Below are 15206 nucleotides of genomic sequence, written 5' to 3'. Positions count from 1 at the left end.
TGTATTGGGCACCGACGCGACTGCATTCAAGTAAGGCCTGTTACCTTTCGGCGCCCGCACTTCTTTGGGGGGGGGAAAGTAGGGTAGGGGAGGGGCTTCACCTTTCAATCAGCCATGGCACTAAACAATCTGTTTGTTGAAAACACCTTGCTAGCAATGGTTCGGCGTGCGAGGCTATAGCCCCCTGATCAGACTGGCCCTCGTGCAGGCCTTTATGCTTACCAGCGTGTCTGGGCAAGCCAGGGACCTGCTTCCCGGCCAGCCGAGCCCTTCCGCGCCGCAGGTGCAACGCATTGACTCGTTGCGGGCAGTAGCGCAGCGGCCGGGGCAGGCCGATTCAGTTCGCTACCAGGCGCTGCAGGCGTTGAGCGACGCGCTCTTTCCCCAGGATGTGGCCGCGGGCCGGCGGGCCGGGGAGCAGGCCGTGCAGCTTGCCCGCCAGCGACGGGACTGGCCTAATGCGGCTGAGGCGCTTTACCAGTTGGTCGTAAACTGTGAGCGGGCCGCCGACTATGTGGCCGCCATGCGCTACAGCCAGCAGGGTGCCGGGCTGGCCCGGGCCCACCAACTACCCAGCGAGTGGCGCTTCACCCAGTGCATGGGCCTGGTAGCCGTTGATACGAAGGACCTACCCAATGGGCTCCGGCACCTACGCCAGGCTTATTACCAACAGGCCACGGCCGGTGACGTGAGTCCCCGCGAGCGGGGCGGGCTGCTACTTAACCTGGCCAATACGTTTCTGGTCATGCACCGCTACGACTCGGTGCTGCACTACGCATCTAAGGCCCTGCCCTACATGCAGCGCGCGGGCGACGCGCGCGGCCTGGGCTACGCGCAGCAGTTTCGCGGGGAGGTGTACGCCATGATGGAGCCCCAGACTAAGGCCACGCTCGACTCGGCGGCGGTGAACATGAGCCGGGCCCTGCGCATTATGCGCCGCCACGGCTATGGGGCCCAGACGGCCAGCTCGGCCCTGGCCCTGGCCCGCGTGTACCGGCTGCAGGGGCGCGCGGCCGCCTCGCAGCGGATGGCGGAGCTGGCCCTTTCCCTGGCCCGGGAATTGAAGATGCCCGATTATCAGGCCGACGCGCTGGCCAGCCTGGCCTGGGCGCAGGCCGACCAGGGCCGGGTAGCCCGCTCCTTTGAGTTGGACAACCGGGCCCAATACCTGCGCGACTCCCTGCTCAACGGCGATAAAGCCCAGGCCCTGGCCCAGCTGCAGGTAAGCTACAACGTCAAGCTGCTGACCGAGCAGAAGCGGGCGGCCGAGTTTGAGCAGCGCAGCCAGCAGGCCCAGCTGCAGTCGCTGTGGCTGCTGCTGGGGGGGCTGAGCACTAGTCTGGGGGTGGGCGGCTGGCTCTACTGGCGGCTGCGGGGGCAGAAGGTGCTGCTGGCCCGTGCCAATCAGGCCAACTGCCAGGCCGTGGCCGAAAAGGAAGTGCTGCTGCAGGAAATCCATCACCGGGTCAAAAACAATTTGCAACTGGTCAGCGGCCTACTGGGCTGGCAGGCTAGCACGCTGCCCGAGCCCGCCCTAGTAGCGGCCCTGGAGGGGAGTCGGGCCCGGATTCAGCGCATGGCCATGGTCCATGAGTTTTTATACCAGGCAGACAATATCTCGCAAGTCCGCATGGATCACTACCTGCGCCAGTTGCTGGACTCGCTGCGCAGCGCCCTGGCCACGCCCGAGCAGCTCATTGCCCTGAGCACGGAGCTGGCCCCAGTCATCCTAAGCCACAAGGAGGCCAGCACCCTGGGGCTGCTGGTTAACGAACTGGTGACCAATGCGTACAAGCACGGCTTTGCGGGCCTGGCCCGCGGGCAGCTGCACGTGAGCCTGGCCCACCGCCCCACGGGCTTTCAACTGACCGTGGCCGATGACGGGGCTGGCATGCCGGCCAAGGATGCGCCGGCCAAGCCCCACTCGCTGGGCATGCAGATCGTGCGCACGCTTACCAAACAGCTGAAAGCGACGCTTTCAGTCACCCCCTGCTCTCCCACGGGCACGCGCCTGGAGCTTACTCGTGAGTGAGTAATCGTCTGCCGGCGTGCGTCCCTATTCCAAGCTATGGCTACCATACTCATTGTTGAAGACGAATTGCTCATTGGCGCCGAGATAGAACGGACCCTGACCCGGCTGGGACACTCGGCGCTCGACCCCGTGGACAGCAGCGACGAGGCCCTGGGCGTGCTAGCCACGCAGCCCGTTGAGCTGGTGCTGATGGACATTAACATTGCCGGCGACTGCGACGGCATCGCGGCGGCCCTGCTCATCCGGCGGCAGTTTGCCGTGCCCGTGGTGTTTTTAACGGCCCGCTCTGACTCGGCCACCCTCAACCGCGCCAAGCTGGCCCAGCCCTACGGTTACCTGGTCAAGCCCTTCACCGATGACTCGCTGCGAGTGCAGGTGGAGCTGGCCCTCTACAATGCCTATCAGGCCGGCCCTACTGGCCTGGTCAGCGACATGGCCAGCGACATGGCCATTGGGGCCGGCACGCAGGTGTTGGGGCCGGCCGAGCGCTGCCCTAAATTCAAGGACTACCTGTTCGTGCGCAAGGGCTCGGGCCACGTCAAGGTGCTGCTGAGCGATATTCTATACTTCGAGGCCCTGCAGAATTACGTGCGCCTGCACACGGTGGGGGAGAAGTTCGTGTTTGACTCGACCATGAAAGAGCTGGAGCAGAAGCTGCCCGACCAGTTCTTTAAAACCCATCGCTCTTACATCGTCAACCTGGACCATGTGCAGGCCTATGAGGAGAGCAGCGTGCTGCTGGGCCAGGAGTACGTGCCGGTCAGCCGCTCGGCCAAGGATGAGTTCAAAAGTCGAATTCACCTGGTGGGGTAGCCCTGCTCGTTCAGGCCTCACTTGCTCAGGCCCCCATTCAGGGCCCACCACGGTGTGCCGTTCGTGTGCCGGGGTGGCGGCTCACCCGGGAATTTGAGCCGTTCGTCAACTTTCTGTCCAGGCCGCTTACTGGGCCGATAGGTTTGCAGCGTCAGATTACGATTTGGCAAGTCCCCGCCCGGGCCGGTCGGCCTGGGGGGCCCAAGCTACTGCCGCTCGATGCTCAGCGCCTATTCCTGGAGCCAGTTTGGCCTTTTCGCCCTGGTTTCGCTCATCGTTTACTACCTGGGGGTGGGCCTGCTCTACTACCGTAGCGAGTTGAGCGAGCTGCTCGCCCGGGGCCGGAGCAGAAGGGTTGCTCCAGCTGCGGGGGTAGGCGCGGGGGTAGGCGCGGGGACAAGCGCAGCAGCGGGCAGCGAGCCACCGGCTCCCCCGGCCCTGGTGCGCCCCACCTCGGCCTTCGTGCCAGCGGCTGCGCCGGCCGCCGTAGAAACGCCGGCCGCCGGAGAGCACGCCGCCACGGGCGATGCGCAACTGGAGGCCGTCGACTCCCAAAGCCCTGAAGCCGGCGCCGACCTGAACCTACCCGCGCCGGCCGCGCCGCTGGTCCATGGAGCCTTGCCCGACTCCACGGACACGGCAACCGGCCACGCCGACCGCCAGCACGCGGCGCCCGAGCACGCGGACGCCGCCAATCACGACGCGCTAACGCTTGACCAATCCCGCACCGAGGTCCTCGATGAGGCCGATGAGCACCTGGCCGCCCTAGTTCGGCATGAAGCCGGGCCGCTACCGCCCGAGGCCGGGGCCGTGGCTGGGGATAACGGTGTACCCCTGGCCTCATTCGATGAGCCAGTGGGCTCGCTGCTGGCGGTTGTTTCGCTGCCCGCCGCCCAACTGGTAAGTGCCGCCTCAGTGGCCGAGTACCTGTCGCTGCTGCAGAGCGGCCAGCAACCATCCCCCCCAGCCGCGCTGGCCGGCACGACCCTATCCGAGCAGATGGCTGAGCAGATGGCCGAGCAGATGGCCCTGAGCTACGCCGAGCTAGATGGGCTCTTTGGCCCGGACGACGACTTGTAATAACACTGCAGTAGCCCGGTACTGCTTTCCTGCCGCTCCAATTTCCCGCTTCCACTCTTCCTTGCTATGAACAACAAACCTTTCCTCACCTCGCTGGCCCTTACCGCCCTGCTGCTGCTACTGAGTGCGCCGCTGCTCTACGCCCAGGGCGGTAATGGTACGGCGGGCATCCAGGACGCCACCACCCAGGTCACCAGCTACTTCGACCCGCTCACCAAGCTCATGTATGCCATCGGCGCAGTGCTGGGCCTGGTCGGAGCCATCAAGGTCTACAGCAAATGGAATGCGGGCGATCAGGACACTCAGAAAACGGCCGTCTCGTGGTTTGGCTCGATGATCTTCCTCGTCATCGTGGCCACCGTCGTGCGTTCCTTCTTTCTGTAGGCCGCCCCGATGCCCATCTACGGCCTCAATCGGGGCATTAATAAGCCCGTCGAATTCAAGGGTCTGGTGGGCAGCAACATCTACCTGCTGGTCGCCGGCATCGGGCTGGTGTTTGCCCTGTTTGTGACCTTTTACCTGACGGGGGTGCCGCTGGAACTCACCGTGCTGCTCACGTTTGTGGCCGGAAGCGGGATGTGGGCCGGCGTGTTTGCCCTAAACCGCCGCTTTGGCGAGCACGGGCTGATGAAGGCCGCGGCCCGGCGCTCGTCCCCGACCTACATCATCAACCGGCACAGCCGCTTATTTCAACGCCTTAACCAGGACCCGACCGGCCGCGCTTAGCCGCCCGGTCGGGCCCGTTCCAAGCCTATGAGCTACCAGGTTCTGCCCTCCGTTTCGCTCGAGTCCAAGCAGCCCATCTACAAGGTGGAGAAGGATTGCCTGATTTCGAAGAATGCGGATGTGACCGTGGCTTTCCGGCTCGAGCTGCCCGAGCTATTCACGCTCTCGCGTGAGGACTACGCCCAGCTGCAGGCCGCCTTTGTAAAGGCCGTGCGGCTGCTGCCCGACCACTGCGTAGTGCACAAGCAGGATTGGTACGTGCAGGACAGCTACGCGCCGGGCTTTGAGGCCGAGCGCACGCTGCTCTCATCGGCCTACGAGCGCCACTTCAACGAGCGGCCCTTTCTTAACCACTTCTGCTACCTCTACCTGACCAAAACCTCGTCCGAGCGGCCCAACTGGGCCAGCAGTGCGGGGCTGCTGGCCCGGCGCAACATCGTGCCCAAAGACCTGCTCGACGCCAGGGTGCTGGAGAGCTTTTTTGACAGTGTGGGTCAGTTCGTGCGCACGCTCGAAAACGTGGGCCCGACCAGCGCGCCCTACATCCGCGCCCACCGGCTTACTTCGGCCGAGCTGGCTGGCACAGCCGACAAAGCCGGGCTGCTGGAAAAGTACCTCTCGCTGGATCTGTCCGACCAGGCCCAGCAGGTGGACCTGGATTTGAGCGCCGGGCTGAAAGTAGGAGCCGAGTTCTGCCAGCTGTTTTCAGTGGCCAACCTCGATGATCTGCCCACGACCGTGGAAACCGACATTCGCTACGAGCCCTACAGCACCGAGTACTCAGACTTTCCCATTTCGTTCGCGGCACCCCTGGGGCTGCTGCTGGGCACCAATCACATCCTCAACCAGTATGTGTTTCTGGACGAGACCGCCAAAACGGTGAAGACCTTCGAGCGCAAGAAGGACCGGCTCAACTCGCTCTCGCTCTACTCGCGCCAGAACGCCATCAACTTCGAGTACTACAACGACTTTCTCAACGAGCTGATTGCCCACAAGCGCCGCCCAGTGCGCGTGCACTGCAACGTGCTTACCTGGGCCCGGCAGGAGCAGGAGTTGAGTGAGGTGCGCAAGCTGGTCAACGCCGCCTTCAATGCCATGAACTGCAAGCCCCGGCAGAACACGGTCGACATCGGGGCCCTCTACTGGGGCGGCATTCCGGGCAATGCCGGCGACTTTCCCAGCGAGGAGACCTTCTACACCTTCATTGAGCAGGCCGTCTGCTTCTGGGCCAGCGAAACCAATTACCGCTCTACCGGAGCCACCAAGGGCCTCAAGCTCTCCGACCGGCTCACCGGCAAGCCCGTGCTGGTCGACATCTCCGATGAGCCGATGAAGAAGCAGATCATCTTCAACCGCAACAAGTTCGTGCTCGGGCCCTCGGGTTCGGGCAAGTCGTTTTTCACCAACCACATGGTCCGCCAGTACTATGAGCAGGGCGCGCACGTGCTGCTGGTTGATACCGGCAACTCTTATAAAGGGCTTTGTGAACTGGTGGGCGGGGTGTATTTCACCTACGAGCAGGATGCGCCGATTGCCTTCAACCCCTTCCTGATTTCGGGCCAGCTGGACGTGGAAAAGAAGGAATCCATCAAGACGCTGCTGCAGGCGCTCTGGAAAAAGGATGACGAGGCGGTGAGCCAGTCCGAGTACGTGTCGCTTTCCACGGCCGTGAGCCTGTATTACGTGATGCTCGAAGCCAACGCCCAAATCAAGCCCAGCTTCAACACGTTCTACGAGTTTGTTAAGGGGCCCTACCGCCAGATTCTGGAGCAGGAAAAGGTGCGCGAGAAAGACTTCGACCTCGACAACTTCGTCTACGTGCTGGGGCCCTATTACCGGGGTGGCGAGTATGACTACCTACTCAACTCGGAGCAGGCGCTGGATTTGGTGCAGGCGCCCTTCATCGTCTTTGAGCTCGACAACATCAAAGACCACCCCATCCTGTTTCCGGTCGTCACGCTCATCATCATGGAAACCTTCATCTCCAAGATGCGCAAGCTCAAGGGGGTGCGCAAGATGATTCTGATTGAGGAAGCCTGGAAGGCGCTCACCACGCCGGGCATGGCGGCCTACATCAAGTACCTCTTCAAGACGGTGCGCAAGTTCTTTGGCGAGGCCATCGTCGTCACCCAGGAAATCGACGACATCATCGGCAACGAGATTGTTAAGGATGCCATCATCAACAACTCGGACTGCAAGATTCTGCTTGACCAGCGCAAGTTCATCAACCGCTTCGATGAGATTCAGGCCCTGCTCTCGCTCACGCCCAAGGAAAAGGATTTGGTGCTCAGCATCAACCGCGACAACAAGGCGAGCCGGGGCCGCTACACTGAAGTGTTCATCAGCCTGGGCGGGGTCGTGTCCAAGGTATATGCCCTCGAGGTCTCCAAGGAGGAGTACGCGACCTACACCACGGAGGAGACCGAAAAGCTTAGGCTGTTCGACAAGCTCAAGCAGACCGGGGATATGCCCACGGCCATCAAGCTGCTGGCCGCCGAGCTGCGGGAGGGAACGACTTAATTTTCACCAGTAGGGAAGAAATCATGCGAATGAAACTCACCATTTTAAGCCTAGCCGTGCTGGGCCTGAGCGGCGGTAATGCCAGGGCGCAGGCCGTGGTTTCGGCCCCCGTGCTGGAAGTGCAGTCGGGCATTCAGACCGGCTTGCAAAAAACGATGAAGGGTCTTTCCAAGGCGGCCAACATCCTGGTCAAAGCCGGCGTGAAAGAGCAGGAGCTGACCAAGGTCTTCTCGGAAAAGAACCTCAAACTGGCCAGGACCTGGTATGATGGGCTGCTGCAGGTCAGCTCGGCCGTGCGTTCCTACCGCCGGGTGCAGTCCGTGTTTGAGAAGCAGGGCAAAATCATCCAGACCTATTCCACCGCGATTGAAACGCTGCGCCAGTCCCCCTTCGTCCAGCCCGAGCAGCTCTCGCTGATGACCAGCGTTTACACCAAAATGCTCACGCAGAGTGCCAACACGCTTTCCGATCTGCAAACCGTCGTGAGCCCGACCATGCTCAAAATGACGGATGCCGAGCGCATGCGCTTTATTGATAAGCTAGACGTGAAGATCTCCGACCAGCTAAGCCTGATCACCTACTACACCCAGCGCAACTACGTGCAGATGCACCTGGCCGAGCAAAAGGCGCGCGACGCGCAGGCGCTCAATGCCCTGATGGGGGCCCGCTAATTCAATCGCCCACTGTACAAGCTGCTCCGCCATGAAAACCAGCACCACGCTACTCTCGCTGCTCACCCTGGGCCTGGCCCTGCTTGCCAGCCCGTCTTTTGCCCAGCTGCCGATCATCTCGGCGCCCATTGCGGAGAAAAGCTCCCGCAAGCAGATTGTCCACCAGGGCGTTTCAGCAACGCTGCTGGGGCAGGGCAAGGGGCTGGCCGCGGATGTGAAGCGGGTAAGCGGCCAGATCAAAGGCGTTATCGACAAGACCCAGGCCCTGCATGAGCAGTGGTATAGCAGCCTGCTGCAAATCAGCGCTGGGGTCCGCAATTACCGCCGGGTTAAGGAGATCTACACCCACCAGGGCGAAATGATCAGCCAGTTCGCCAGCGCCATCCCAGATCTGCGGACCCGGCAGCTCACGCCCACGCAGCTCAGCGAGGCGGCCAGCGTGTACCAGGCGCTCTTGCAGGAGAACGTGGCCCTGCTCGGGGAGCTGGCTGGGGTGCTGAGCAGCAGCAAAGCCAAGATGACGGATCCCGAGCGCATCGAGTTCATCGACAACATCGCCGACCGCATTGCCGGGCAGCACGAGCTGATGGACTACTTCGGCAACAAGTGCCGCGCTATCGCCCAACTCCAGGCCCAGCAGCGGCAGGATCGCGCGGCCATGCAGGCCTTCATGACGGCACGCTAAGGGTTTGCCTGCTAAACCCTTCGGGCTGCCGGTGGGCGCCGTGCCCGCCTTCATGACGGCACGCTAAGGGTTTGCCTCCACCCACCACGCTATTTCCCCTGAGTTATGAAACACTACCTCCTGCCTGCGCTGGCAACACTGCTGGCAACACTACTGGCCGGCTGCGGCTCGGACGCTGCTACCCGCCCGAACGCTACTGGCCCGGGCGCGACCACCGAAACGAGCGCCGCTACGCCCAGGGAAAGTGTTAACCCGGACCCACGCGCAGCCACCATCCGCCAACAGCACGAGCAGCTGCTGGCCACCCAAAAGCAGTATCTGGAGCAACTCGGCCAGCTTCAGGGTTACGAGAAGCTGAGCCCGGCGCGCGCAAAAGAGTCTACAGAGTATTTCGCTTGGCTAATTGAACAGAGTGAAGCCAACCTAACCGCATTGGGCTTACTGGATGGATCTAAATACCAGGACCCGGCACAAATCGCCTTGGTCGGGGAGATAGCTACCAAGCAGGCACACTACCTAAACCTGGCAAAAAAGAAGCTGGCTGGTATTCACAACGAGCATTATCTACCCCAATAGATTCAATCCACCCGCATTAACGACAACCTGATTCCCTTCCTTTACGATGGACCCAACCGCTATTGATTTGAACATGGCTGTGTATGAGCAAAAGCTCGAAGCCATTTACACGGAGATGCTCACCTTCACGTCCCTCTTCATCAATTTGGGAAGGGCAATCGGGGGAATCGGGGCCCTGCTCTACATCAGCAGCAAGGTATGGGGCAACATTGCTCGAGCAGAACCCATCGACCTGTTTCCCCTGCTCCGGCCCTTTGCCATTGGCCTGGCTATTCTGCTGTTTGTGCCGCTGTGCGGGGCGCTGCGGGGCATTACCATGGCCGTCGCGCACGGCACCGATTCCATCCGGATAGGCCAGCTGGCGGAAGTAAATCGGCTCACAACCGAACGGGACCGACTGGCAGCCGATGCCAAGGCTAAGTCGGATATGGCAATCAATCAAAAATATGAAGAGGAACTGGGCAAGCTTGGGGCATTAGATATGAGCCGCAAAGCCAGTCTAGCGATGAATCAGGTGCAGTACTCCGTTGGGCAGAACTTCCGGGAGTGGACTAAATCTATTCTGGAGCTGGGTGCCTTGGCTGCCAAGCTGGCCATCAGCCTCATCTCTACCTTCCTGCTGGTGCTGCTGAGTGTGGCCGGCCCGCTGGCTTTTGGCATTGCCATTCTTCCCGGCTTTGGGGGTGGGCTCCTGAAGTGGTTTGGCTACTTTCTTACCATTTCGCTGTGGGTGCCGGTAGCCAACATCTACGCCGCGGTCCTGGCCCACGTGCAGGTTACGATGCTCAACGAAAACATTCGGCAGCTCAGTGCCGGGGGCAGCGTGGAATCGGCCGATATCGCCTACCTGTGTATGCTCGTGCTGGCAATCGTGGGCTACATCTTCGTTCCCAAAGCCGCGGACATGCTCATTGACGGCTCGGGCGTGGGCAGCGCGGCGGCCTCGTTTATTACGACCACCGTGGCCGCGCCAGCCGCGTTTGCCGGCGCAGCTGCCGGGGCCAGTCTGCGCACCGGCTCGGGAGTGGCCCAGGGCGCCGCCGGCTGGGCAGCCTCCCAAAGCATGAGCCGGGGCGAGGAGTTTGGTCACCGGGCCGGCGCGGCCTTACGCGAGCGCTTCAGTCGCAAAGGCTAAGGGCTTCACCGCAATCCCTCACTGCAAATCCAACCAGGCATGTTCGCTTCGCTTAAAACCATTGATTCCGCTTTCCAGCAGGTCAAGACTCTGGCCGTCATTTTCATTGTGGCAGTGCTGGTGCTGGCCGGCACCATCGCCTGGTTTGCCTTCGAGTCAACCACCGCGGCGGCCAACCGCATCTATGTTTTGGAAGGAGGGCAGCTGCTCACAGCCGGCGCGCAGGATGCGCGGGCCAACCGGCCAGTGGAAGCCCGCAGCCACGTCACCCGGTTTCATGAGCTTTTCTTCACGCTCGACCCCGACCAGAAGGCCATTGATCTCAACGTGAACAAGGCACTGTATCTGGCGGATAACTCAGCCAAGAAGCAGTATGAGAACTTCAAGGAGAAAGGCTTCTACAACGATTTGATTGCGGCCAACATCAGCCTGGAAATGAGTGTCGACAGCGTCATCATTGGCGACTCCCGGCCGCTGACGGCCCGCTGCTTCGGACGGCAGCGCGTTATCCGGGCCACGTCAGTCACCACCCGCAACTTCATTTCCGAGTGCTCACTGCGCGATGTGACGCGCTCAGCAAACAACCCCCACGGCTTTCTGATGGAAAACTGGCGGGTGGTGCAGAACAACGACCTGAGTACCCTGCCCCGCTAAGCTTGCCCGCTAAGCCTTGCCTGCTGATTCGCTACCCCTATTCCACTGCTATGACAACGGTTGCTAAAGTGCACGACGCGCAATTTCTCCGAACCCGTAAGATGGCGACCTTCCTGCCGGTTGTGGGTGTACCTTTTATGGCCGTGATGTTCTTTCTAGGTGGGGGCGGGCAGGGCACGCGGGTGGCCGCGCAGGATGTCGAATCTGGCTTTAACACGAATTTGCCGCAGGCCGAGCAGGCCACTATTGTCGCCAGCAAGCTCGAAGCCTACGCCAGCCCGGTCGACTCCATGCGCAACCGCGGCCTGGTCAACCCCCAGCTCGATACCAGCGCGGGTGGGGGCCTGTCCTACGGCATTCAGGCCGACGGCTCGGCCGGTCCTAATGGCTCGGTGGACAAGTCAGTGGCCGCGGCCCAGGCCCAACTCATTGCCGCCCAGCAGGCCCAGCTTAACGGGACCGCGGCGGGTAAGGGCTCTGCGGTAGCGGAAACGCCGCCGGGCGCGCTGAGTCCGCAGGAACGGATGGAGCTCATGCGCAGCGAGCACCAACGGGAGCTGGCCGACGCACGGGCTCAGGCGCAGATAGCCGCCCTGCTGGCCCAGTCAAATGCCGCCGGTGGGGGAGGGGCGGCGGCGGCCCCGCGGGCAGTGGCGGCGACGCCGGCAAAGAAAAAGACCGCCACCCGGCTGCGGGCCATTGACGAGGATGCGATCGTATCACGGCTGGGCTCGAACGGGGCGGGCCGCCGGCGCACAGCCTCCTTTCAGGGGCTGGACAATGGCAGCTCGTCGGGCGGCGATTCCAATACGCTGCCGGCCGTCATTCACGAGTCGCAGGAGGTGGTAACGGGCTCGCTAGTGAAAATGCGCCTCACCGAGCCTGCGCTCATCAATGGGCACCGGTTGCCGGCCAACACGTTCATCTACGGCAAGTGCCGCCTGGCCGGTGAGCGGCTCAGCATCGCTATCGAGACGCTTAAGTCCGGCAACAGCGTGTTCCCCGCCGCGCTGGAAGTCTACGACGTCGACGGCCTGCAGGGGCTGCACATCCCGGGTGCCATCACGCGCGATGCCGCCAAGCAGGCGGGCGCCAGCAGCCTGGATGCGGCCGATATGATGAGCCTGAGCACCGACCCGGCCATGGCGGCCGCCGGAGTAGCGGTAAGCGCGGCCAAGAATCTGGGCAAAAACAAGATCCGCCTGGTTAAAGTCCGCCTCAAGGCCGGCTACAACATCATGCTCAAGGTAGATAAAGAGTAGACCCTATGAAAACCCCTCTCTCCTCAGCCCTACTGCTAGTGGTGCTGCTCACTGCCAAGTCGCAGCCCGCAGTGGCCCAAAACACGGTGCTGGCCCAAAATCGGCCGGACGCTGCTCAGCAGGCCAGTAAGCTTAAAACTATGCCGCTGCTAGTGAGTGATTACAAGACCACCCACCTGATTTTTCCCAGCCCCGTCACCTATGTTGATTTAGGCAGCTCCGGGCTGATTGCCGCCAAGGCCACCGGCTCGGAAAACATCGTGCGCGTGAAAGCGGCGGCGGCGGGCTTTGATGAAACCAACATGACCGTTTTGGCGGGCGGCCAGCTCTACTCGTTCGTGGTGAATTACCAGCGCAACCCGCGCCTGGTAGGCCTTGACTTGGGGGCGGCTGATGGCCGCCCCGATGCGGGCCGGCTGCCCACTACGGCCCTGCAGGTGAGCGAGCAGAAGACCACCCACCTCGTGTTTCCTTACCCGGTGACCTATGTTGATTTGGGCAGCCCGGGCATCATGGCGTCCAAGGCAACGGGCGCCGAGAACATTGTCCGGGTGAAGGCAGCGGGCAAGTCCTTTGCCGAAACCAACATGACGGTGCTTACCTCCAACGGCCGGCTCTACCTGTTCACCGTCAGCTACCAGCATGATCCCAAAGTGCTCAGCCTGGATATGGGCGCGGCCAGCCCACCGCTTACCGCCGGTGAATCCGGGGAGGCCATCCTTTCAAACTCGCCCATTGCGCAGGGCAGCCTGGATGCCTATTCTACGCAGGCCCTGGCCTGGGGTGGTTCGGCGGCCAGCGAGAGCGCCAACCAGCTTACGGTGCGCGCCGGGGCCGTTGGCTACCGGCAGGAAACGCTCTTCATTCCTCTGCACCTGGCCAACAAGTCGAACGTGACCTATGACGTGGACTTTGTCAAGTTTTATATCCAGGACAAGAAAGTGGCGAAGCGCACGGCCGAGCAGGCCATTGAGATTGGGCCCATCTACGTCTACAATGGGCGCCAGCGGAAGATCGATGCCCAGGGCCAGCTCGAGCAGGTGTACGTGTTTAAGAAGTTTACCATCCCCGAGCAGAAGCAGCTCATTGTCGAAGTCTATGAGAAGGGGGGAGGGCGCAACATCAAGCTCCGCCTGTCAAATTCGGACCTGCTCAAAGCCCGCACGTTTCAATAGGGGCGGCTCTGGCTTTACGTCTGCTTGAGTCCTTACTCAGTCAGCCGGCCGTATGAGTTGGTCTAGGTAAGCCGGACAGAAGAAGGACGTATATTTCTGCTGTTATGGCAGCAAAACCCAGCGGGACGTCGCCCGACAAACGGCGTAAATGCGGCGAAGTGTTTAAGGCCGAGGCCCTGCGCCTGGCCAGCGAGAGCTGCAGCACGCAAGCCGCGGCCCGGCAACTGGGCATCAGCCCCAAGCTGCTCTACCGCTGGCAACAGGCCCAACTCGTGGCCGAAGTGGGCAGTGTGGAAGTGGGCAGTGTGGAAGTGGGCAGTGTGGAAGTGGGCCGCGACCCGGAAGGACGGGCCCTGCGCGCAGCCAATAGGCGGCTGGCGCAGGAACTCGACATGTCAAAAAAAGCCTTGGCCATCTTCGGCCCGCTTGAGGCGCGGTGAGCACCTACCAGCACATCGGCCAGCGAGCTGGCCAAATGCCCGTGCGCCAGCTCTGCCAAGTGCTGCGCGCAGGGCCCGGCCACCTACTACGCCTACTACGCCTGGCAGCGCCGCCAGCAGGGGCCGACGGTCGAGCCCGCCTGGCAAGTGGCCGTGCGCGAAGCTTTGCCCACCACAGCCAGTGCTACGGCACCCACCGGCTGCGGGCCCAAGTGCAGGACCAGGGCCACGCCGTGGGCCGCTGGCGCATTCGCCGCGTGCTCAAAGCCCGCGGGCTGCGGGCCCAACAGCCCGCAATCAGGTCTGGGTGGGCGATATCACGTACTTGCCCCGCCAGGGCGGTGGCTGGCTTTATCTGGCCGTATGGCTGGACCGCTGCCCGCGCAAAGTCGTCGGCTGGGACGTGCGCTCTGGCCATGCCCGAGGACTTGGTCAGCGAAGCGCTGCGGCGGGCATTGGCCGTGCGCCGGGCTCATTGTCCACTCTGATCAAGGCAGCCGGTATACTGCCTCCCGCTTTAAGGATTTGGTTGCGCAACATGGCGCCCTACAAAGCATGAGTCGGCGCGGCAACTGCTACGACAACGCCCACGCCGAATCGTTTTGGAGCCGCTTCAAAACGGAGTTGCTCGACGGTGGCTCCTTCCCCTGCCTCGCCGAAGCCAAGTTCGAAATCAGCCACCACATCGCCTATTACAACGCCAAACGCCGGCATTCCGCCCTCGATTATCAATCACCCAACCACTTCGAAACCCAACTTCAAACCACGTCCCAATGCTGTCCGGTTTAGCTAGACCACCTCAGGGAAGCCTACACACCCACCTCACACTGGGACTATACAGCTGGACCACCTCACAATGCTAAAATCAACTTTTGTCCCCAGAATAACTGTGTTGGTGTATTAAGTAAGAGTGGTCTGTATTCGCGGCCTAAGTTTACTCTACTTAATCACCCAGCCAAGCAAGCGGCTTTTCAGTATTTTCTAAATTCCGTGATACCAACCTGAATCATGACAAGAAAATCAGCCCAAAAAAGTATTGTAACGCCATTTTCGTTGGCAACCTAACCGCCGCGCAGGATACGGACCTATAATTAGCTACGCGTCCGCTATAGCGGTTTTGCGAACAGTGCATATCGTGTTGGAGACGAGACGTAATATTTTGCATTTCGTCGTTGACCGACAGTAGGCGCCGGGTAATATTAGCAACAAAGAGACGCAAAATATTGCGTCTTTACGACAGGGTAAACCGTTCATGAAACGGCTATAAGCAGCTTCTGTACTGGCTCTTACTTGTATCGCACCTTGTGGGTTATCATCATCTATCACCTTTATGGGGTAGTGGATTGTTGCGCGCTCTTACTCCTCATTTTTTAATTTTTCTTTGATTCACCTAGGGCATCTGGGCTGATTCATGGACTACTTGTTTGCTCCCCACTG

General features: G+C 61.4%; 16 protein-coding genes and 1 pseudogene. All 17 read left to right on the top strand.

Annotated elements, in window-relative coordinates:
• The first annotated feature begins 283 nt into the window (after positions 1-283).
• The 17 genes and pseudogenes from BMY67_RS16440 to BMY67_RS19405 all read left to right on the top strand — a co-directional run bounded on the left by BMY67_RS16440 (position 284) and on the right by BMY67_RS19405 (position 14558).
• Complete coding sequence (locus BMY67_RS16440) at positions 284-2032, top strand: sensor histidine kinase (protein ID WP_143069874.1); 1749 nt, start codon at positions 284-286, stop codon at positions 2030-2032.
• A gap of 36 nt (positions 2033-2068) precedes the next feature.
• Complete coding sequence (locus BMY67_RS16435; RefSeq protein WP_092773681.1) at positions 2069-2845, top strand: LytR/AlgR family response regulator transcription factor; 777 nt, start codon at positions 2069-2071, stop codon at positions 2843-2845.
• A 219-nt stretch (positions 2846-3064) separates the two neighbouring features.
• The gene (locus BMY67_RS16430; protein WP_092773679.1) at positions 3065-3925 is read left to right on the top strand and encodes a hypothetical protein; all 861 of its coding nucleotides are present in this window, start codon (positions 3065-3067) and stop codon (positions 3923-3925) included.
• A 66-nt stretch (positions 3926-3991) separates the two neighbouring features.
• Positions 3992-4309, top strand: a complete 318-nt coding sequence (locus tag BMY67_RS16425; RefSeq protein WP_092773677.1) for a DUF4134 domain-containing protein — start codon at positions 3992-3994, stop codon at positions 4307-4309.
• A 9-nt stretch (positions 4310-4318) separates the two neighbouring features.
• The gene (locus BMY67_RS16420; protein WP_092773675.1) at positions 4319-4651 is read left to right on the top strand and encodes a DUF4133 domain-containing protein; all 333 of its coding nucleotides are present in this window, start codon (positions 4319-4321) and stop codon (positions 4649-4651) included.
• A 27-nt stretch (positions 4652-4678) separates the two neighbouring features.
• The gene (locus BMY67_RS16415) at positions 4679-7171 is read left to right on the top strand and encodes a TraG family conjugative transposon ATPase (RefSeq protein WP_092773673.1); all 2493 of its coding nucleotides are present in this window, start codon (positions 4679-4681) and stop codon (positions 7169-7171) included.
• A gap of 29 nt (positions 7172-7200) precedes the next feature.
• The gene (locus BMY67_RS16410; RefSeq protein ID WP_092773671.1) at positions 7201-7842 is read left to right on the top strand and encodes a hypothetical protein; all 642 of its coding nucleotides are present in this window, start codon (positions 7201-7203) and stop codon (positions 7840-7842) included.
• Positions 7843-7873: 31 nt separating this feature from the next.
• On the top strand, positions 7874-8527 hold the full coding sequence (locus tag BMY67_RS16405; RefSeq protein ID WP_092773669.1) for a hypothetical protein: 654 nt from the start codon (positions 7874-7876) through the stop codon (positions 8525-8527).
• 105 nt (positions 8528-8632) lie between these two features.
• Positions 8633-9103: a hypothetical protein gene (locus BMY67_RS16400; protein WP_092773666.1), complete on the top strand. Its 471-nt coding sequence runs from the start codon at positions 8633-8635 to the stop codon at positions 9101-9103.
• 46 nt (positions 9104-9149) lie between these two features.
• Positions 9150-10238 carry a TraJ family protein gene (locus tag BMY67_RS16395; RefSeq protein WP_092773664.1) on the top strand — a complete coding sequence of 363 codons (1089 nt, stop codon included), beginning with the start codon at positions 9150-9152 and terminating at the stop codon, positions 10236-10238.
• A gap of 39 nt (positions 10239-10277) precedes the next feature.
• Positions 10278-10892: a conjugative transposon protein TraK gene (gene traK / locus BMY67_RS16390; RefSeq protein ID WP_092773662.1), complete on the top strand. Its 615-nt coding sequence runs from the start codon at positions 10278-10280 to the stop codon at positions 10890-10892.
• Positions 10893-10993: 101 nt separating this feature from the next.
• Positions 10994-12154, top strand: a complete 1161-nt coding sequence (gene traM, locus BMY67_RS16385; protein WP_177189888.1) for a conjugative transposon protein TraM — start codon at positions 10994-10996, stop codon at positions 12152-12154.
• Between the two features lie 5 nt (positions 12155-12159).
• Positions 12160-13329, top strand: coding sequence for a conjugative transposon protein TraN (gene traN / locus BMY67_RS16380; RefSeq protein WP_092773658.1), 1170 nt, complete (start codon positions 12160-12162; stop codon positions 13327-13329).
• 104 nt (positions 13330-13433) lie between these two features.
• Positions 13434-13769 (top strand): transposase, encoded by a 336-nt coding sequence (locus BMY67_RS16375; protein WP_092773656.1) that lies wholly within the window; start codon positions 13434-13436, stop codon positions 13767-13769.
• Between the two features lie 35 nt (positions 13770-13804).
• Positions 13805-14050: pseudogene (locus BMY67_RS19860) on the top strand (hypothetical protein); the annotation flags it as partial.
• Positions 13951-14328, top strand: coding sequence for a DDE-type integrase/transposase/recombinase (locus tag BMY67_RS19855; protein WP_394333376.1), 378 nt, complete (start codon positions 13951-13953; stop codon positions 14326-14328). The pseudogene BMY67_RS19860 and the gene BMY67_RS19855, both read left to right, overlap by 100 nt.
• Positions 14325-14558, top strand: a complete 234-nt coding sequence (locus BMY67_RS19405; protein WP_177189887.1) for an integrase core domain-containing protein — start codon at positions 14325-14327, stop codon at positions 14556-14558. The genes BMY67_RS19855 and BMY67_RS19405 overlap by 4 nt, the downstream gene beginning before the upstream one ends.
• Positions 14559-15206 lie beyond the last annotated feature (648 nt).

This window comes from Hymenobacter actinosclerus (assembly GCF_900111515.1).
Classification (GTDB): domain Bacteria; phylum Bacteroidota; class Bacteroidia; order Cytophagales; family Hymenobacteraceae; genus Hymenobacter; species Hymenobacter actinosclerus.
Note: the sequence above shows the minus strand (reverse complement) of the source record. Positions and strands in the feature narration are given on the sequence as shown.